General features: G+C 68.7%; 22 protein-coding genes. 12 read left to right on the top strand and 10 right to left on the bottom strand.

From position 1 onward, the window contains the following. Window positions 1–28: 28 nt before the first annotated feature. From ACFVBH_RS24135 to ACFVBH_RS24150, 4 genes are all read right to left on the bottom strand, one after another. Window positions 29–229, bottom strand: a complete 201-nt coding sequence (locus ACFVBH_RS24135) for a ferredoxin (RefSeq protein WP_354985672.1) — start codon at window positions 227–229, stop codon at window positions 29–31. Continuing rightward, window positions 226–1,023 carry an SDR family oxidoreductase gene (locus ACFVBH_RS24140; protein WP_379004691.1) on the bottom strand — a complete coding sequence of 266 codons (798 nt, stop codon included), beginning with the start codon at window positions 1,021–1,023 and terminating at the stop codon, window positions 226–228. The genes ACFVBH_RS24135 and ACFVBH_RS24140 overlap by 4 nt, the downstream gene beginning before the upstream one ends. Continuing rightward, window positions 1,023–2,228 (bottom strand): cytochrome P450, encoded by a 1,206-nt coding sequence (locus ACFVBH_RS24145; protein WP_379004693.1) that lies wholly within the window; start codon window positions 2,226–2,228, stop codon window positions 1,023–1,025. The genes ACFVBH_RS24140 and ACFVBH_RS24145 overlap by 1 nt, the downstream gene beginning before the upstream one ends. Window positions 2,229–2,345: 117 nt before the next feature. Then, window positions 2,346–4,010 (bottom strand): 4Fe-4S binding protein, encoded by a 1,665-nt coding sequence (locus tag ACFVBH_RS24150; RefSeq protein ID WP_379004695.1) that lies wholly within the window; start codon window positions 4,008–4,010, stop codon window positions 2,346–2,348. Between the two features lie 269 nt (window positions 4,011–4,279). Between ACFVBH_RS24150 and ACFVBH_RS24155 the strand changes: the two genes are divergently transcribed. Together ACFVBH_RS24155 and ACFVBH_RS24160 are read left to right on the top strand one after the other, a co-directional pair. Next, complete coding sequence (locus ACFVBH_RS24155) at window positions 4,280–5,275, top strand: alpha/beta hydrolase (protein ID WP_379004697.1); 996 nt, start codon at window positions 4,280–4,282, stop codon at window positions 5,273–5,275. Between the two features lie 299 nt (window positions 5,276–5,574). Beyond that, window positions 5,575–7,254, top strand: coding sequence for a class I adenylate-forming enzyme family protein (locus ACFVBH_RS24160; protein ID WP_379004699.1), 1,680 nt, complete (start codon window positions 5,575–5,577; stop codon window positions 7,252–7,254). Between the two features lie 139 nt (window positions 7,255–7,393). On the opposite strand, the gene ACFVBH_RS24165 is transcribed toward ACFVBH_RS24160, so the two are convergent. The 4 genes from ACFVBH_RS24165 to ACFVBH_RS24180 all read right to left on the bottom strand — a co-directional run bounded on the left by ACFVBH_RS24165 (window position 7,394) and on the right by ACFVBH_RS24180 (window position 10,901). Then, on the bottom strand, window positions 7,394–7,822 hold the full coding sequence (locus ACFVBH_RS24165; RefSeq protein ID WP_379004701.1) for an STAS domain-containing protein: 429 nt from the start codon (window positions 7,820–7,822) through the stop codon (window positions 7,394–7,396). A gap of 240 nt (window positions 7,823–8,062) precedes the next feature. Continuing rightward, on the bottom strand, window positions 8,063–8,779 hold the full coding sequence (locus tag ACFVBH_RS24170; RefSeq protein WP_379004703.1) for an alpha/beta fold hydrolase: 717 nt from the start codon (window positions 8,777–8,779) through the stop codon (window positions 8,063–8,065). Window positions 8,780–8,809: 30 nt separating this feature from the next. Continuing rightward, window positions 8,810–9,775 (bottom strand): alpha/beta hydrolase, encoded by a 966-nt coding sequence (locus ACFVBH_RS24175; RefSeq protein ID WP_379004705.1) that lies wholly within the window; start codon window positions 9,773–9,775, stop codon window positions 8,810–8,812. A 103-nt stretch (window positions 9,776–9,878) separates the two neighbouring features. Next, window positions 9,879–10,901, bottom strand: coding sequence for a GlxA family transcriptional regulator (locus tag ACFVBH_RS24180; protein ID WP_379004707.1), 1,023 nt, complete (start codon window positions 10,899–10,901; stop codon window positions 9,879–9,881). A 77-nt stretch (window positions 10,902–10,978) separates the two neighbouring features. Here ACFVBH_RS24180 and ACFVBH_RS24185 point away from each other — a divergent pair, with 77 nt between their 5' ends. Both ACFVBH_RS24185 and ACFVBH_RS24190 read left to right on the top strand, forming a co-directional pair. After that, entirely contained in the window at window positions 10,979–11,575 is a 597-nt protein-coding gene (locus ACFVBH_RS24185) for a TetR/AcrR family transcriptional regulator (RefSeq protein WP_379004709.1), read from the top strand. A gap of 239 nt (window positions 11,576–11,814) precedes the next feature. Then, entirely contained in the window at window positions 11,815–12,216 is a 402-nt protein-coding gene (locus ACFVBH_RS24190; protein ID WP_354985683.1) for a hypothetical protein, read from the top strand. Window positions 12,217–12,373: 157 nt separating this feature from the next. On the opposite strand, the gene ACFVBH_RS24195 is transcribed toward ACFVBH_RS24190, so the two are convergent. Then, window positions 12,374–13,876, bottom strand: a complete 1,503-nt coding sequence (locus ACFVBH_RS24195; protein ID WP_379004712.1) for a hypothetical protein — start codon at window positions 13,874–13,876, stop codon at window positions 12,374–12,376. A 121-nt stretch (window positions 13,877–13,997) separates the two neighbouring features. On the opposite strand from ACFVBH_RS24195, the gene ACFVBH_RS24200 reads away from it, so the two are divergent. The 4 genes from ACFVBH_RS24200 to ACFVBH_RS24215 all read left to right on the top strand — a co-directional run bounded on the left by ACFVBH_RS24200 (window position 13,998) and on the right by ACFVBH_RS24215 (window position 15,805). Continuing rightward, entirely contained in the window at window positions 13,998–14,129 is a 132-nt protein-coding gene (locus tag ACFVBH_RS24200) for a hypothetical protein (protein WP_379004714.1), read from the top strand. Between the two features lie 15 nt (window positions 14,130–14,144). After that, window positions 14,145–14,738, top strand: coding sequence for a DUF4291 domain-containing protein (locus ACFVBH_RS24205; RefSeq protein WP_379004716.1), 594 nt, complete (start codon window positions 14,145–14,147; stop codon window positions 14,736–14,738). A gap of 124 nt (window positions 14,739–14,862) precedes the next feature. Next, window positions 14,863–15,240, top strand: coding sequence for a VOC family protein (locus ACFVBH_RS24210; protein WP_354985689.1), 378 nt, complete (start codon window positions 14,863–14,865; stop codon window positions 15,238–15,240). A gap of 148 nt (window positions 15,241–15,388) precedes the next feature. Beyond that, window positions 15,389–15,805, top strand: coding sequence for a nuclear transport factor 2 family protein (locus ACFVBH_RS24215; protein WP_379004718.1), 417 nt, complete (start codon window positions 15,389–15,391; stop codon window positions 15,803–15,805). A gap of 86 nt (window positions 15,806–15,891) precedes the next feature. Here ACFVBH_RS24215 and ACFVBH_RS24220 read toward each other — a convergent pair whose 3' ends face one another. Continuing rightward, window positions 15,892–16,329 carry a DUF6069 family protein gene (locus tag ACFVBH_RS24220; RefSeq protein ID WP_379004720.1) on the bottom strand — a complete coding sequence of 146 codons (438 nt, stop codon included), beginning with the start codon at window positions 16,327–16,329 and terminating at the stop codon, window positions 15,892–15,894. 156 nt (window positions 16,330–16,485) lie between these two features. Here ACFVBH_RS24220 and ACFVBH_RS24225 point away from each other — a divergent pair, with 156 nt between their 5' ends. The 4 genes from ACFVBH_RS24225 to ACFVBH_RS24240 are packed head-to-tail and all read left to right on the top strand — an operon-like array spanning window position 16,486 to window position 18,163. Continuing rightward, complete coding sequence (locus ACFVBH_RS24225; protein WP_379004723.1) at window positions 16,486–16,896, top strand: nuclear transport factor 2 family protein; 411 nt, start codon at window positions 16,486–16,488, stop codon at window positions 16,894–16,896. 48 nt (window positions 16,897–16,944) lie between these two features. Continuing rightward, window positions 16,945–17,490, top strand: coding sequence for a TetR/AcrR family transcriptional regulator (locus tag ACFVBH_RS24230; RefSeq protein ID WP_379004725.1), 546 nt, complete (start codon window positions 16,945–16,947; stop codon window positions 17,488–17,490). Continuing rightward, complete coding sequence (locus ACFVBH_RS24235) at window positions 17,490–17,837, top strand: DMT family transporter (protein ID WP_379004728.1); 348 nt, start codon at window positions 17,490–17,492, stop codon at window positions 17,835–17,837. The genes ACFVBH_RS24230 and ACFVBH_RS24235 overlap by 1 nt, the downstream gene beginning before the upstream one ends. Next, the gene (locus ACFVBH_RS24240) at window positions 17,837–18,163 is read left to right on the top strand and encodes a DMT family transporter (protein ID WP_379004730.1); all 327 of its coding nucleotides are present in this window, start codon (window positions 17,837–17,839) and stop codon (window positions 18,161–18,163) included. Before ACFVBH_RS24235 ends, ACFVBH_RS24240 begins: the two co-directional genes overlap by 1 nt. Window positions 18,164–18,201 lie beyond the last annotated feature (38 nt).

Here is an 18,201-nt window from a genome sequence, read left to right on the forward strand (position 1 = left end):
TGAACCTTTCGTTGTTGCGCGAGCGTGCTCACGCGTCGCCGTCGATGATCGACAGCGCCTGGGTGGGGCAGTAGCGGACGGCGTCCTGGACTTGGGCGCGGACGTCGGGGCCGGGTTCGGCGTCGAGCAGTTCGACCGGGCCGCGCCGGGGGACGGAGAACACTTCGGGGGCTTCGGCCGCGCACACCGCGTGGCCCTGGCACAGGTCCCGGTCGACCACGATCCTCATGACGCACCGCCGTTCTTGCGGGGTGTGACCCGGGCTTCGGGCTGGACCTCGGTGAGCTGGATGTGCGCACCGCGCGGGGCCGAGACCACCGCGACCACGGCCGAGGCCAGGTTCGCGGCCTTGAGCATCTCCGAATGCCGGGCGAATCCCCAGGTGCTCCAGTCCTCGAGGACGGGTCCGATGATCTCGGCGGTGGTGTCGGTGCCCATGGCGGTCAGGGTCGGGCCGGGCCGGACCAGCGAGGCGCGCACGCCGGTGCCCTCGAGTTCCATCCAGAGCTGGCGGGCCATCGCCTCGACACCGGCCTTGGCCGCGGGGTACGCGCCCGAGCGCGGGCGCGGCGTGGTGGCGGTGTCGGAGCTGATGAGCACGAAGTCGCCGCGTTCGCGCTCGAGCATGCCGGGCAGTACCCGGTGGGCCAGGCGCTGGGGGCCGACCAGGTGCAGATTCACCTGCTGCAGGTACTGCTCCGGGGTGAGCTCGTGGACCAGGCCGAACACCAGGTGCCCGGCCGCGGACACCACGATCTCGGTGGGACCGAACTCGGCTTCGGCGCCGGTGACGAACTCGTCGATGGACTCTGTGTCGGTGACATCGACCCGGAGTGCCTGCGCCGCACCGCCGTTGGCGCGAATCTTCTCCGCCAGCAGTTGGCATTCGTCGAGGCGGCGCGCGCCGAGCACGACCGGGTGACCGAGTTCGGCCAGCGCGACGGCGGTGGCGGCCCCGATTCCGGAGGAGGCGCCGGTGACGATGGCGGGGCGGCGTTCGGGCTGGGGGGCGAAGCGGGGCATCAGGCGATCTCCGTGGTGATGGGCAGGGTGGCGAAGCCGCGGACGTTGGTCGAATGCACGCGCACGATGCCGGATTCGTCGAGGGAGTAGTCGCGCACGCGGGACACGAACGCGCGCAGGGCGACGATGGCTTCCAGGCGGGCCAGGTGCGCGCCGAGGCAGAAGTGCACGCCCGCACCGAAACTGGAGATCGCGCCCTTCTCGGGGCGGTCGATCCGGAAGACGTCGCCGTCGGGGAAGACCTCGGAGTCCCGGTTGGCGGATCCCATGAGCAGCAGCACTTTCGCGCCGGCGGGGATGGTGCGCCCGTACATCTCGATGTCGACGGCGGCGCTGCGGGCCACGATCTGGCTCGAGGTGTCGAAGCGCAGGGTCTCCTCGACCCAGTCCGGGACCAGGTCCGGATCGGCGACGACCTTGGCGTATTCGCCCGGGGTGCGACCGGCCCAGTACAGCGCGTTGCCGAGCAGTTTGGTGGTGGTCTCGTTGCCGGCGACCACCATCAGGAACATGAACCCGATGATCTCCTCGTCGGTGAGGCGGTCGCCCTCGATCTCGGCGTCCAGCAGTGCGGAGGTGAGATCGTCGGTGGGTTCGGCGCGGCGCGCGGTGACCATCTCGCTGTAGTAGACGATCAGCTGCAGCGAGGCGTCGATCGCGCTGTGCGGCACGTCCATCACGCCGTCGTCGCGGTGCACGACCAGGTCCGCGAGCCGGCGGATCTCGGCGCGGTCCGGGACGGGCACGCCCATGAGTTCGGAGATGACGTCCATGGGCAGCTTGCCCGCGAAATCCTCGATCCAGTCGAAGGATCCGCGTGCCAGGGCGGGCTCGAGGTGTTCTCGGGTCAGCTCCTCGATCCGGTTCTCCATCTCGGTGACCCGGCGCGGGGTGAACCCCTTGAACACCAGGCGGCGCATGCGCATGTGCCGGGGATCGTCCATGGCCAGGAACGACATCGTCCGGTGCGCGTGCGGTCCCCAGGCCGCGGGATCCAGCGAGACGCCCATGGCGCTCGAGAGCCGGACGTTGTCGCGGAATCCGGCGATGACGTCCGCGTGCCGCGACAGTGCCCAGAAGTCGAGGTCCGGGTTGTAGTAGAGCGGGGCGTCTGCGCGCAGGCGCTCGTAGGTCGGGTACGGGTCGTCGTGGAAACCGTAGTCGTAGGGGTCGAACGTGAACGGCTCCAGTGAGGCCGAAGTCATCACGGGCACCTCGAATTCGCTAGTTCGTGCTTCCGGTTCCGGGGCTGCCCCGTCCGGACGGACTGAAGACTGGACATGTGTCTGGACACTATCACCGACACTCGTCCATAACAATGCTCATCGAGCCGCCACCGCGCCGCGGGCCAGATCGACCATGTCCCGGGCCCGGACGAACTTGACTCGGGGGCGCTGTTCGCTTGCGCCGGCGGCCTTTTCGGCGGCGTCCACGGTCAGCCAGCCCGCGCGATCGACGTGGTCGGAGCAGCGCTCGGCGAGCAGCTCGTCGAGCGAATCGCGTTCGCGCACCGGGCGATCCAGGTCTCCCGCCAGGAAGTCCGCGATCAGCTGGGTCACCGTTTCCTCGGCGTCACTGCGATTGGTACCGATCACCCCGCGCGGGCCGCGTTTGATCCAGCCTGCGGTGTAGACCCCGGGCACGGTCGCGCCCAGGGCATCCACGACCCGGCCCAGGCAATTGGGAATCACCGCGGCAGCCGGATCGAAGGGCACGTCGGCCACGGGGACGCCGCGATAGCCGACCGCGCGCACGATCAGTCGCGCATCGAGGTTCTCGCCGGGCGGCGAATCTGCTGTCGCGCCCGGAGATTCGTTGCGTTCGATGCGCACCCCGGTGGCGGAGTGCTCGCCCAGCACCTCGCGGGGTACGGCCCGGAAGCGGAAGACGATGCGTTTGTTCCCGCTCGTCCGCGGGCGGGCCGCGTATTCGGTGGCCAGGTTCAGTTTCAGCCGCAGCGCCGGGTCGGTCTCGGGATCGGCCAGCGCGGCGGTGACTTCGGCGTCGAGGTCGGCGGGATCGATGACCACGTCCACGCCGTCGAGCTGACCCAGCGCCAGGAACTCGGGTCCGGTGAAGGCCGCGTTCACCAGTCCGCGCCTGCCCAGCAGGACGACCTCGCGAACCGCGCTGTGCCGCAGGGCCTCCAGCGCGTGGTCGGCGATATCCGTGCGCGCCAGCCGATCCGGATCCACGGTCAGCACCCGGGCCACATCCAGGGCGACGTTGCCGTTGCCGACGATGACCGCGCGCTCGCCCGACAGCTCGAATCTCCGGTCGGCGCAGTCGGGGTGGCCGTTGTACCAGGCCACGAACTCGGTGGCGGAATGGCTTCCGGGCAGGTCCTCGCCGGGGATGCCGAGCCGGCGGTCGCCGGGTGCGCCGACCGCGTAGATCACCGCGTGGAAGTGCTCGAGCAGCTCGGCGTGGGTGAGGTCGCGACCGATGTCGACATTGAGATGCATGCGGATCGCGTCGCGTTTGAAGGCGGCGTTGAATTGGTCGATCACGCCCCGGGTTTCGGGGTGATCGGGTGCGACGCCGTAGCGGGCCAGGCCCCAGGGCGCGGGCGACTTGTCGAACAGATCGACTTCGACCCGGCCGCGGCCGAGCAGTTGTTCGGCGGAATAGCAGGCCGCGGGTCCGGTGCCCACGATCGCCACCCGCAGCGGCGCTGCCTCGCGGGGCAGGCGCAGCGGATTGGGCGCCGCGGTGATCGTGGTTTCGAGCGGATTGTGCTCGAAGTAGGCGGCGTTGATCTCGGCGTACCGGGTCAGGGCGTCGGGGAGTTCGTCCGCGGCGAAGATCGCGTCCACCGGGCACGCCTCCGCACACGCGCCGCAGTCGATGCAGGTGTCCGGGTCGATGTGCAGCAGTTCGGCGGTCGCGAACCCGGGTTCGTCCGGGCGTGGGCGGATGCAGTCGACCGGGCACTCAACCACGCAGCTGGCGTCGTTGCAGCAACGTTGGGTGATCACGTAGGCCATGGATGTCCTCACAGGTACGGAACCGAGGAAGCGATTCGGATGACGGGGCGCCGACGGCGGCCGAGTGCCACGCGGGGCATCTCGAACCAAACTCGGACAGCTATACGGACATATGTCCGGATAGTATTTCCGACAGTGTTCCGACGCAAGAGCGGCGGACGGATTCACCTGCTCGACCGGGGTGACGCATACCGACCGAACGCCTGTACAGCTGTCCGTACTACCGTCCATACTCAGGGTAGCCATCGTCGAGTCACCGAGAGGCAGACATGAGAATCACCGCCGACATGATCGATCCGCAGTTGCGCCGGACCGGAATCATGTTGCGCCGCGCCGCTTCCCGGATCGGTGATGCTCGCCTGCGCCGGGGCAGTCTCGCGCTCGGGCGGGTCACGGCCGTGGCCTACCGGCGGCGGCCGCGCAGCATGCGGGTCCGGGAGTTCCACATCCCGCGCGCCGACGGATCACGGTTGCGGGTGATGGTCTACTCCCCGCTGACGCCGGTGCAGAACGCGACCGGGCTGCTGTGGCTGCACGGCGGCGGCTACGCCCTCGGCGCACCCGAACAGGACGCCGCGTTCTATCGCCGCCTGATCGCCGCCGTCGGCTGCGTGATCGTCGCCCCCGACTACCGGCTGAGCACCGAACTTCCCTACCCCGCGGCCCTGGACGACGGCTACGACACCCTGACGTGGTTGCGCGACAACGCGACTCGCCTCGGGGTGCGGGACGATCAGATCGCGGTGGGCGGTGAGAGCGCGGGCGGTGGCCTGACCGCGGCCCTGACCCTGCTGGCGCGCGACCGCGGCGAGGTCAGCGTCGCGTTCCAGCTGCCGATCTATCCGATGCTCGACGACCGGGTGACGACCGCGTCCGCGGTGAACAACGACGCGCCCCTGCTGGACAGCACGACCCTGCGCTCGGCCTGGCGGCTCTACCTGGGCCGCGGCCACACTGACGACGAGGTGCCGATCTACGCCGCCCCCGCCCGGGCCACCGACCTGCGCGGCCTGCCCCCGACCTTCACCTATGTCGGCGATCTGGAACCGTTCCTCGACGAGACGACCGCCTACGTCGCCAAACTCCGCGCCGCCGGGGTGCCCGTCGACTTCGAGGTCTACCCCGGCTGCTGGCACGGTTTCGACCGCATCGTCCCCACGGCCGAGGTGAGCCGCCGCGCGCTCCGCTCTCGCGAACGCTGGTTCCGCCACGCGGTCGAGACCTACTTCGCGCCCCAGCCGAGTCGATCAACCGGACTGGCGTGAGAGGGACGCGCCGATTGCACTGATTCCATCGTCGCTTCAGTCATCGCTTCAATCAGTGATTGACTCATTTTTTCGATCAATGATGTCTGCTCACGCACTCATGACGAGTGGCATTTGCGGCACATGAATGACACGCTCGGGTCGGCGATTCACAAGGCTGATCAAGAGCGGTCCCGCTGGTCTCGATTATTCAGCACAATTTCTTAATGAGATCCGAGCCACTCTCGAATAGTGGCCGTGACCCCCCTCACTCCGGCAAGCTGCGGTCGTTCGCGCACAAGGATTCGAGGATCTGATTCATGACCAACGCTGCTGAGCTACAGGCGTTCGCCGCCCAGGTGTCCGCACAACTGACCGGGCCGGGTGGGCCGTTCGAGATGACGGTCGAACAGGTGCTGGGCGCACCGCAGCCGGTGTTCACGCATCGCCGGGGATCGCTGCTCGAGCTGCTGGAGGCTTCCCGCGAGCTGGGCGATCTCGACTACCTGGTGTCGGCGCACTCCCGCTACACCTTCGCCGAGCATCATGCCGCCGCCGGGGCGCTGGCAACGGCGCTGGCCGAGCGCTTCGGCGTCGGCAAAGGGGATCGGGTCGGGATCCTGGCGGCCAACGCGCCGGAGTGGGTGGTGTCCTTCTGGGCCGCGCAGCGGCTGGGTGCGATCGCCGTCGGATACAACGCGTGGTGGGTGCCGCGTGAGATCGAGTACGGGATCGAGCACGCCGCGCCCAAGGTGGTGATCGCCGACGCCAAGCGCGCGGCGGCGCTGGCGGAGACCGGCACGGCGACACCGGTTCTCACCATCGAGCACGACCTGCCCGCGCTGATCGCCGAATTCGCCGGGAGCACCCCGGAGACCGCGTCTGCCGAGGACGATCCTGCGATCATCCTGTACACCTCCGGCACCACCGGCCGCCCGAAGGGCGTGGTGCACTCCCAGCGCAACCTGATCGCGGTCGCTGATTACCACCGTTTCACCGACGCGCTGGCCGCTCGCTTCCGCGGCCAGGATTGGGACGGCTCCCCCGCCGGACGCCGGCACCTGGCCACGATGCCGCTGTTCCACATCGCGAGCCTGCACAACATCGCGATCCCCCGCCTGGCCACCGGTGACGCGATCGTCTTCCCCGCCGCGGGCGATTACGACGGCGAGTCCCTGCTGCGGTTGGTGGAATCCGAGCGGGTCACCAATTGGGCGGCGGTGCCGACCCTGGCCAGTCGCCTGCTGGACGTTGATATTTCGCGGTACGACCTGTCCTCGCTGACGGCACTGTCCCTCAATTCCGCGCCCGCCTCCCCCTCGCTGGTGCAACGCCTGCGCGCCGGTTTCCCCGTCGCGCTACAGGGTCTGACCACCAGCTACGGCTGCACCGAGGCCGGCACCGCCGCAACGGTCGCGACGCCGCCGGAGCTGGCCGCCGACAACGAGACCGTCGGCCGCGCGATTGTCGGTGTCTCCCTGGAGATCCGCGATCCGGACGGCAAGCCCGTCCCCGACGGCGAGGAAGGCGAGATCTGTCTCCGCAGCCCCTACGTCATGCTCGGCTACTGGAACGACGACCTCGCCACCGGGGCCGCGATCGACGAGAACCGCTGGCTCCGCACGGGCGACTTCGGCACCCTGCGCGCAGGCAAGCTCTACATCTCCGGCCGCCGCTCGGACCTGATCCTGCGCGGCGGCGAGAACGTCTACCCGCAGGAGATCGAAAACATCCTGGACGCACACCCGTTGGTCCGTGAGTCGGCCGTGGTCGGCGTCCCCCACGAGGACCTGGGCCAGCAGGTCGCGGCGATAGTGGTGGTCGACGATCCCGCGACCGTGACCGCGGATGAGCTGCGCGACCACATCGCGAACAACCTGGCCTACTTCAAGGTGCCCGCCCACTGGCTGATCACCGCGGATCCCCTGCCCCGCAACGCGACCGGCAAGGTGCTCCGCCGCGAGCTGACCTTCCCGGTCGAAACCGCAGATCTGACGTGAGAACCTGATCGCCGGTGCGAGGTCGGCCCGGCGCCAGGGTCGTGCCTTGCCGTTGCAGCCGGTCGGTCCGAACCAAGAGATGTACGGGAGCAAGCACTCCAGGCTCCCCTTGCTCATCTATCTCTGACCGATGCCGCACCTACCGGACGTCTCGCCGCGACCGGCCCGCGTCGGGCTGCCGGACACTCTCGTCCTTCTCGTCGGGTTCCAGACCCTCGTCGACGGACACGGCGAGCGCCTGTGCCAGGGTGTCGAACAAGCGCAGCATGACGGTCATGCCGGTGGTCTCGATCGGACGCCGCGCCTGCGGGGAAGGCACCACGCGCGGTGGCTGTGGGCAGGCTCGCGCGCTGCGGGCCAGGACCGCAAGGCCGGACGAGTCCAGGAACACCACGCGGGTCAGGTCCACCGCGATCGTGGCGGGATCCCCGGCCAGGGCTTGCCGCAATGCTTCGTCGAGCAGCGGAACGGACAGCACATCCACCTCACCGGCGGCGACCACGATCGGGATCGGGGCCTCGGTCAGGACCTGCACCCGCAGCAATTGCATCGAATCTGCTCGGCTCATAAACCTCTCCTGCCCGGTCACCTGCCTATAGGAGGTTCCCGGGTCGGCGGCCGCTACACCCGCGAACTTCACTGGGTCCAGATGCTCTGCGGGACAACACGTTGACCGTCGTCCCCTGCCATAGGCTTACCGCAGCTGGTCTGCACTTCCCCGTCCGGTCGGAGTATCTCGGTGCGGACGACGGGACCGCCCGGTTGTGTTGTCGGGCGGTCCTGGCGATGTCCTTGCTCCTGCTGGAAGCTACTTCTGCACGGCCGACAGGATGACCTCGGTCACCGCGTCCGGCGCCGAAACGCTGACCGCGTGCGAGGCCGCGACCTCGGTGACCTGTGCCGACGCCCGCTCTGCCATGAAACGCTGGGCCTGGACCGGGATGTTCTTGTCGTCGGTGGTGAGCAGCGCGAAGGCGGGGATGTTCCGCCACGCGGCCGCGGCGGCGGGTTCCTGCAGGGCCGTCAGGGCGACGGGGCGTTGGGTGGCGGCCATCAGCGCCGCGGTCCCGGGCGCCACGTCGGCGGCGAACTGGGCGGGGAACTCGTCCTGGCGGATGTAGAGCTCGGTGCCGGAATCGCCGCCGGGCAGCGGGAACTGGGCCGGGCTCGTGGTCGGGCCGAGCGTCGAACCGGGGAACTTGGCGGTCAGTTCGAGCGCGCTCTCACCCTCGGCGGGGATGAAGGCCGCGATGTAGACCAGCGCGGTCACATTCGTCTTACCGGCCGCGGCGACGGTGATGACACTGCCGCCGTACGAATGACCGGCCAGCACTACCGGACCGTCGATGGAGTCTACGACCGAGCCGACGTACGCGGCGTCGGAAGCGAGCCCGCGCAACGGATTGGCCGCGGCGACAACGGAGTACCCCTGCGCGCGCAGGTTCGCCACCACCCCGTTCCAGCTGGACGAGTCGGCGAACGCTCCGTGTACGAGCACGATGGTCGGATTGTTTTCGGAGCTCACGGCTACCTTCCTTGGTGTGGGCGAGCGGGATCAGGACTCGTGCAGCGCGGCCCGGAGCACCGAGACAGCCTGTGCGACAGCGGCCTTCGCCGCGTGGGTGTCGTGCATCGAATTGACCATGACGAAATCGTGGATGATGCCGCCGTATCGCACCTGCGTCACCGGAACCCCGGCGGCGCGCAGTTTCGCGGCGTAGGCCTCACCCTCGTCGCGAAGGACATCGGCCTCACCGGTGATCACCAGGGCCGGCGGCAGGCCCGCCAGCTGCTCGGTGGTGGCCCGCAGCGGCGACGCGGTGATCTGGGCGCGCTCATCGGCACTGGTGGTGTACTGGTCCCAGAACCACCGCATGCCTTCGCGAGTCAGGAAGTACCCCTCGGCGAACTGCCGGTAGGATTCGGTGTCGAAGTTTGCGTCGGTGACCGGGTAGAACAGCACCTGCTGCACGAACGACAGGTCGCCGCGTTCCTTGGCCATGAGGGTCAGCGCGATCGCCATGTTGCCGCCGACCGAATCGCCCGCGATGGCGATCCGCGAGGAATCCAGGCCCTTGGTCGCGCCCTCGGTCGAAACCCATTGGGCGACAAGGTAGGACTGCTCGTTGGCAACCGGGTAGCGCACCTCCGGGGAGCGGTCGTACTCCGGGAACACCACGGCCGCGCCCGCCCCGACGGCCAAGTCACGAACCAGCCGGTCGTGGGTGTGCGCGTCCCCGAAAACCCAGCCCGCCCCGTGCGTGTAGACGATCACGGGCAGGGTCTCGTCCGCACCGCGCGGCTTCACGATCCGCGCCCGCACCCGGCCGGTGGGACCGCCCTCGATGGTGATCCACTCCTCGTCGATCTCCGGCTTGTCGATCGGCGAATCCTGCACCGAGTCAACGGCCTTGCGCCCCTCCTCGGGGTCCAGCTGATAAAGGAAGGGCGGCTGCGAGGTCGCGTCCACGAATTCCTGCGCCGCCTGCTCGAGCGCGATCCCGAGCGGATTGCCTGCCATCTGAATTCCTTCCGAAGCTGTTGTACGGATGAAGTACGCCCGATCCAGCTTCCTCCAGGCAAACAACCGCGCACCCCTCTCCAGCGGCCGTGAAAGCCTCCGATCAGGACACGGCGGCCGGGAGCGCGCGTTCCGGATATGGCGCGGTGGTGGCCCCGGTGGACCGAAAACGCTGCTGGTACTTGCGCGGCGAGATTCCCAGCCTGGCGACGAATGCGCGCCGCAGCGCCTCGGCGCTGCCGTACCCCGCGGCCATGGCGGCCTCGGTGACGCTGTTCCCGGCGTGGAGCATGTCCCTGGCGACACCGAAGCGAATGAAGGCGAGGTATTCGGCGGGCGTGCGTTCGAGTTCGGCGCGGAACAGCCGGGCCAGATGCCGCACGCTGACGCAGGCGTGATCGGCCAGCGTCTGCACGGTATGGGGAAACGCCGGATCCGCGCAGATCAGATCGACGGCCTTGCGCACGAGTGGACTGCGGGGAGCCGGTCCGGTCAGCGACGCGGAGAACTGCGACTGCCCGCCCGAGCGCTGCATGTAGACCACGAGCAATTGCGCGACCCGGCGCGCGGCATCCGCCCCGAAGTCCTCCTCCACCAACGCCAGTGCGAGATCGACACCCGCCGCGACACCGGCCGAGCTGTACAGGTTCCCGTCCCGCACGAAGATCGCGTCCGGTTCCACCGTGACCGCCGGGTACCGCCGTGCGAGCCCGGCGGCGAACTTCCAGTGCGTGGTCGCGCGCCGCCCGTCCAGCAGGCCCAGTTCGGCCAGTATGGCGGCCCCGCTGCAGATCGAGGCGAGTCGGCGGGTGTTCCAGGACAGGCGCCGCGCCGCGGCTAGCACCTCCGGCGTCGCGAAGGTCGACGGCGGGAGTTCGCTGCCCGGGATCACGACGGTGTCGAACCGTCCGGCGTCTGCCGCCGCGCAGGCCACCTCCACCCGCGCACCGATGGAGGTCTGCACGCTGTTGCCGTCGGCGGAGACCAGAACCACCTCGTATCCGGACACGGCCTGATTTGCCTCCACGAAAACCTCTGCGGGCCCGGCGAAGTCGAGCATCTTGACGCCGTCGAACAGCAGGATGCCCACGCGCCGGCGGGGCTGCTCGGTGAGGTTGGTGGCCATGTCATCCATTGTTCTGGAATCACGGCTCCAGAACAAGCGGTGTGGTTCAGCGCACGCCGATTGGTACGGTGACCCCCATGGGACGGCCACGACAGTTCGACGAATCGGAGCTGCTCGACGCCGCCACGGAGTTGTTCTGGGCACGGGGTTTCGACAACACGTCGGTGCAGGACGTCTCCCGCGCGACCGGTGTCGGCAACGGCAGCATCTACTCGGCCTACGCCAGCAAGCGCGGGCTGTTCCTGGCGGCCTTCGACCGGTACTGCGAGCAGCGCGCACTCTTCGTCCGCGATGTCGTGTCCCGCGCGCCCGGCTCGGCCCGCGACGCGGTCCGCGCCCTCTTCGAGGCGGTCATCGCCGACTGCGCCGCCCACCCCGACCATCGCGGCTGCCTGATGATCAACAGCGTCGCCGAACTCGCGACCCGGATCCCCGAGATCCGCACGATCGGCGCGCGCACCACCGCGGCGATGGAACAGATCGTCGCCGAACGTCTGTGCCGCACCGGCCATTTCACCGAAGATGCCGCAGCGGTATCGGCACACAGCGCCAATATCGTCGTGGTCGCCCAGGGCCTGATCCAGCTGAGCCGTCTGGGCCTACCCGCCCAGCGCCTGCACGAGGTCGCCGCCGTCTCCTGGCAATCGCTGCCCGCGTCCTGGGCGGACGCGTAGACCACAACCGAGTCCGGATGGTCCACGTGTAGTCGTCCGGTTCCGCGACCGCCGGGTGGCCACGGGTGAGGACCCCTCGGGCCGGGGTGAAGCTACGCTGTTGAACCCCACCCCAGCACCAACAGTGCTACCCACTGAGCACGATTCAACCCAGAAACCGGCGTCCGCCGGCAACCGGCAGGTGCGAAACGCCGAGTCGTGATACGGCGGAGTGGGTCCGGCGGCGGCACACTGAAACGGTGCCCTGTGCCGATACCCGTGTCGAGTGCGTGATCGAAATCCGCCTGCCGGCGATGGCGCGACTGCAGTTCACGCGCTCGGGCAGCGTGGACGAGGTCGCGGAGGCGATGACCGAATTCGCGGACACCGTAGCCGCGATCGAACCTGACCGATCGCTCGCGGCCGAAGGCCCGGCGCCGCTCCCGCCCTACGCCACGTACGGGCACGAGATCGGCTGGCGAGCAGGCGGTTTCATCTCCACCGTCGATCCCGAGCCGACCCACGTCAGCGAGCTGTCCCAGCGGATCCACCAGGCCGCCCACGAACTGCGCGTACGCGGCGGTCAACGGCGGCGGGTTCCGCACCGAGCGCGCATGGGCGGGTACGTGTGGGTGCCCTCGCGCCCACCCAACCGGCGCTGAACGCGGAGCGACGCGAGTCGGGGACGCGGTCGGTTCGATCGTGCCGTCGCCGCCGACCGGACCGGTCGCTGCGATGCTCGGAGGCCACGACCGGAGTCCCACCCCCGGGAGCATCGTGCCGAACGCCTGCGCCGAGCGGTTACCCAAGCAGCTTCACTCAGGGCACGAGCCCGTACATAGCGGCATGCGGCAGTGCCGGATTGGCGGCCGCCGCCTGCACGACCTGCCAGTCCTGATCGTCGAGCAGTTCGACGATCGTCGCGGGCGGCAGGGCAGGGTGACCTGCCGCCGACCGTCTGGCCCGGGAGTCGGTGAGGCATGTGTGCAGAGCCGCGGCGGTGGCATGGGGGTGGCGGGCGATCTCACGCAACGCCTTGAGTACCGGCGGGCGCTGTCGTGCCAGCTCCTCCAGCAGGGATGCGGTGGCGTCGGGATTCGCCGCGACTGCCGCGCTGACCCGGGCACCGTGCGCGGCCACCAGCTCGCGCAGCCGGGTTTCGGACAGTCCAGGGTGCGGCGCGATGGACGCGAGCACCTTCGCGTCCGCGTCACGAGCCAGTGCGTCGCGCAGCCCGGCCGGCAGATCGCGTCGCTGGGCGACGAGCATCCGCAGGTTCGGGTTCGCCGACGCGGCCAGTTCCTCGGCCTCGGCAGTGGTGGCCGAGGCGATGCGCGGTAGCAGGGTCGGGCCGATTCGGGTGCCGGCGGCGAGGTCGGCGAGGATGTCGAGCGGCAGGTGCGGATGGTGTGCCAGTCGGCGCTGGACATCGTGACCGCGGTCGAAAGCCAGTGCTCGGATGAGGTTTTCGTCGATGGCGGGACTGTCCGCGAGCTGCGCGCGGACCAGTGGGACGGGGTCCCCGGCCAGCTCGGCGTAGAGGCGCCGCGGCAGATCGGTGCGGGCCGCCAGCTCGCCGTTGTGCAGCCCCGGACAGCGGTCGGCGAAAGCCACCACCGCGTCGGCCGGCGTGGCCGGATTGCGCAGCGCCATCTGCTGGATCGTGTACACGGTGGATTCGTGGGATCCGTCGCAGGCCGCGCCCGGCATCAGTGCACAGTCGGGTCGTTGGCAGTTCGGGTCGTGCACGAAAGGTATCGCCTCCTGATCGCAGACCACGCAGGAGCGCGCCGGAGGCAGTCGGTCGCCGGTCAGCAGTGCCGCCAGCACCGGGCCGGGCGTGGCCTCGTTGGTCGCCACCGCACGGCGGACCTCCGCGTGAGGATGCGTCGCCAGCTGGGCGGCGACATCGCTTGTCGCCCACTGGGCGAGCTCGGCGACGACCGTGACGTCGGGATCGGAGGCCAGCGTGTGCGTCACGTCGGGTGGTAGCGCCGGGCAGGCCGCGAGCTGCTCCCGGGTGCGCGCCGACGGATCGGCCGCCAGTACGCGCGCCCACTCCGGCCGGCCGAAACCCGCCTCTAGCAGCGCGAGTGCGACACGAGGCCGAGGCGGTTGATCAAATTCGGTGAGTCGTCCCTCGCGCCCGAGTCGTGCGGCGGCCCGTTCGAAGCGCGCGAGCGCCGCCACCTGCGTCCCCGTCAGATCCGAGCGGCGGGCCAGCACCTCGGCGAGGTCGGAATCCGCGGTCGCGATCAGCCGGTCGAGCAGATCCGCCGGCAGCGCGGGGTTCGCGGCCAGCCCGTGAAGATCGTGACGCACGACAGCATCCTGCCGCAGCGGGCGATCGCGCAGCCAGCCGATTAATGCGGCACGCGTTGAAGGGCCGACCGACGTCCGAAAACGTGTTGCCCCTTCTCCTTCGGACATGAAGGCTCGGCACATGAGTTTCACGAGCGAAGATCCCGAGATCACCTCGGTGGTAGCGACCGAGCTGCGGCTGATGGAAGCTCCACTTTCACCAGGGAACGCCGCAGGCATCGGACAACGTTCCAGCATGACGGCCTGCCTTTGACCATCAGGAATCACCTTGCAAATCCATGAAATACGCGCCGACTACGACCAGAAATCGATCGTCGTCTACCAGGCGTACTCCCCCGCCATCGCGGATCCGGCGGTGGCGGCGCAACGGTTCGTGCCTCCGTTTTCTACCAACCGGATGACGTGGATCAAGCCGTCGTTCCTGTGGATGATGGAGCGCAGCAACTGGGGACGTAAGCCCGGTCAGGAGCGGGTGCTTGCCGTCCGGATCACCCGCGAGGGCTGGGAGACCGCTCTGTCGCAAGCGGTTCTCACCGGTTTCGAGCGCGGGGTGTATCGGGACCGCGCCGACTGGGAGGCGCAGATCAAGCACGCGACCGTCAACGTGCAGTGGGACCCGGAGCGGACGCTCACCGGCGCGAGCCGCGATACCCGGTCGATCCAGGTCGGGTTGAGCCGGCACATCATTCAGCGGTTCGTGGACGAGTGGGTCACCGAGATCACGGACCTGACTCCGCGGGTGCGCAAGATATCCGACCTGCGCGCACAGGGCCGAAATGACAAGGCTTCGGCGCTGCTCCCCGGGGAGAGCGTCTATCCCCTCCCACCCGGCCTCGCGCGCAGGCTCTACCGGATCGCATGAGGCCGCACCGCAGGCGTCGCGGTGCGGCCGAAGAGCTTTCATCCGAGTCGGCGGGGCCGCCTGTGGTAACCATGGACGTGGAGCGGCCCGGCACCAGGCGGAGGCCGGGAGCCTCGGGGTAGCCATGACCGCAATTGCCAGATTCGGAGCGATCGCGCTCGACAGCGACGACCCGCAGGGACTCGCCGCGTTCTACCGCGCGCTGCTGGGTTTCGACCTGTACTACGAATCCGACGACTTGATCGTGCTTCAGGGCGAGCACATGATGTTGACGGTCGAGCGGGTGGCCGGACATCGGCGGCCGGACTGGCCGAGCGGTGAGGTGCCCAAGCAAATGCACCTCGATCTGTTCGTGTCCGATCTCGATGCCTCCGAACACGCGGCGATCGAGATCGGAGCGAGCAAGCCGGATTTCCAGCCGGCCCCCGATCGCTGGCGGGTACTCGTCGACCCCGCGGGCCACCCTTTCTGCCTGACCCTCCCGCCTCGCGCCAAAGGATGATTCCGCGCGACTCGATCTGAACCCGCACGCATTCTTCGTGTTTCGATCACCCGCAACGGAAATCGCTAACGGGAAGCCCGGTTCGACCCCACGCACCCGCCGCACGTGAACTACACTGTGTAGTAGAAGTGCCGACGAGGGAGTTCCAGTGGATGACGATGTGATCGCACGGTTCTGCGCGGCAACCGAAGCCGGCGACATCGACGCCGTGCTAGGGACTCTCGCGACCGACGCGGAGCTGGTGTCGCCACTGGCCGGTCGCGCCATCTTTCGAGGCCATCATGATCTGCGCGTGCTGTTCTCGATTCTGCTTCCCGAGCTGACCGGCTTCACCTGGCGCCACGTGGTCAGGGGTGACCGAACTGCCGTCGCGGTCGCCGAAGCGCGTGTCCTGGGCGTGCGAATCGGGGACGCGATGCTGATCGAACTGGATACCCACGGCCGGATACAACGCCTGACGCCACATATTCGCCCCTGGCTCGGACTGACGCTGCTGGCGATCGCCTTGCTCCCCAAACTCGTTCGCCATCTGCCCGTAATCCGGCGGGCCATGTCGCATAGCTGATTCCAACCGGTGGCGCACCATGCCGCGCGGGGCAGAGACACCGCAGGGCCCGCATCCCGAGGGATGCGGGCCCTGCCGAAGGCCGATTACCGAATCAGCTTGCGCCGCATCGCTTCGGTGGCGAACACCAGCGCCGGCACCAGGGTCAGGTGGGTGACCGCCAGGGCAACGGTCGAGGCGGTGTCGAAATCAGCGGCAATGGTCAGGGCGATGGTGCCGACCGCCAGCACCGAGCCGATCACCGCCGCCACGCGCAGGATCCCCGGCCACTTGTACGACAGCAGCGCCGCCGCGGTGAGGCCGATCAGCAGCGGGACGACGGTCAGCATGAGAATTCCGCCGGGCGCGACACTTTGGACCTTTCCGTCGGTGGTCGTCTCGAATGATCCACCCGCGGCCGCGCCGAGCAACCAGACGATCATGTTCGCCACTACGGCCCCGGCAATGGCGCTCAGCACGGCGACCGGGCGGCTCAGGGCGGGGATGGACACTTTGCGAACGGAGTTGGTGGCTGCGGTTGTCATGATGACCTCCGGTGGAAGAAGCGGTGCGGTTCTCGTGTGCCTCCCATAGTGAAACCTCAATAATTGTTCAGGTCAACCCCTTTGCTCACCGCCCTCGAAACGGCAACGTCGCATTTCCGCCAGCACGTGCGACGGGCGGCCGTGAGGATCGGGGGAATGACAGCCGATCCGATGACCACCCTGCACGCCTTCTACCTGGCCGAGGCCGAATACCTCACCGAGGGCGCCGAATTCGAACGGATGGCCGCGCACTTGGCCCCGGACATCGTCATGCACCAGGCGCCCAGCCTTCCCTACGGCGGCGAGTGGCACGGCCACGAGGGTTTTCGGCGGTTCATCGCCGCCATGGGCGAGAGCTGGGATGGACTGTGGTTCGACGAGCAGCAGTTCCTCAGCGCCGACGATCGGATCGTGGTCCACACCCGCGGACGGCTGCGCGCGCGACGCACGGGCCGAACGCTGAATACGTCTCTGCTGCAATGGATCAGCTTCCGGGACGGCTTGATCACCGAGTTCCGCCCGTACTACCTCGACACCGCGGCCGTGCTGGCCGCGCTCGCCGACTGATCGGTCCGCGCCTGTTTACTTTACCTTCCGGATGGTAAAGTAAAATCCGTGGTTACCAATGCGCGAGCCAAGATCCTCGACGGAGCCCTCGAGCTCCTGCGTGTGGAGAACGGCGGCAGCATCACCCTCGATGCCGCCGCCAAACAGGTCGGCCTCACCAAACCCGGTCTGATGTACCACTTCCCGACCAAGGAAGCCCTGATGCTCGGCGTCGTCGACCATGTCGCCGCCCGCTGGGAACGCAAGCTGATCGATCATCTGGGCTGCGAGCCACAGCAGGCGAGCGCGACGCAGCGGATCGCCAGCTACGTCGAGGTCGCGCTGACCGGGTCGTTCGATCGCGCCGATTTCGCGATCTGCGCGGACGCGGTCTACCACCCGGCGCTCACCACGACCTGGGTCGCGCGATTCGAGCCCTGGCTCGCCCTCCCGCCCGAACTCTCCGCGGCACAGCGCGCCCGGCTCACCGCGGCGCGGCTGCTGGCCGACGGGTACTGGACCGCCGCCGCGACCGGCGTCTTTCCCGTTCCCGAACACGAACGCGCGGCGCTGCTCGCGGTCGTCAGAGATCTCTTGAAAGGCACGAACCCCTGATGCGGAAATGGTTACTGCTGGTGGCCGCGATCGGGCTCGAGGTCACCGCGACCCTGTCCCTGCGGGCCGCCCTCGATCACCCGGGCTGGTACATCCTGGTCGCCACCGGATACATCGGCGCTTTCATAGCGCTGAGCCTGCTCCTGCGGGCCGGCATGGCCCTCGGTGTCGCCTACGGCATCTGGGGCGCCAGCGGTGTCGCGTTGACAGCGGTGCTGGCCGCCGTCCTGTTCGGCGACCCCCTCACCGCCGCGATGGTCGCGGGCATCGCCCTGGTCATCGCCGGGGTCCTGTGCGTCGAACTGGGCTCGCACCCCGCCCCCGCCGAGCAGGAAGGCGCGCACTGATGGGCTGGTTGTTCCTGGCGTCGGCGATTGTCGCGGAGGTCTCGGCGACGCTGTCCCTGCGGATGGCCTCCCAGGCGGACGCGAACAAGTCCTGGTACGGCGTCGTCGCCGCGGGCTATGTCGCCGCGTTCACCTTCCTCACCCAGGCGCTGGCCCAGGGCATGGGAATCGGTGTCGCCTACGGCATTTGGGCAGCGGCCGGCGTCGCACTCACCGCGCTGGCGTCCCGGGTCCTGTTCGCCGAACCGCTCACCAAGGTCATGATCGCCGGCATAGCCCTGATCGTGGCAGGCGTGCTCCTGATCGAACTGAGCACCACGCACTAGCGCGAATGACGCGGGCGCGGTGCACGTTCGACCTCGGT

The sequence above is a fragment of the Nocardia sp. NPDC057668 genome (genome assembly GCF_042799795.1).
GTDB lineage: Bacteria > Actinomycetota > Actinomycetes > Mycobacteriales > Mycobacteriaceae > Nocardia.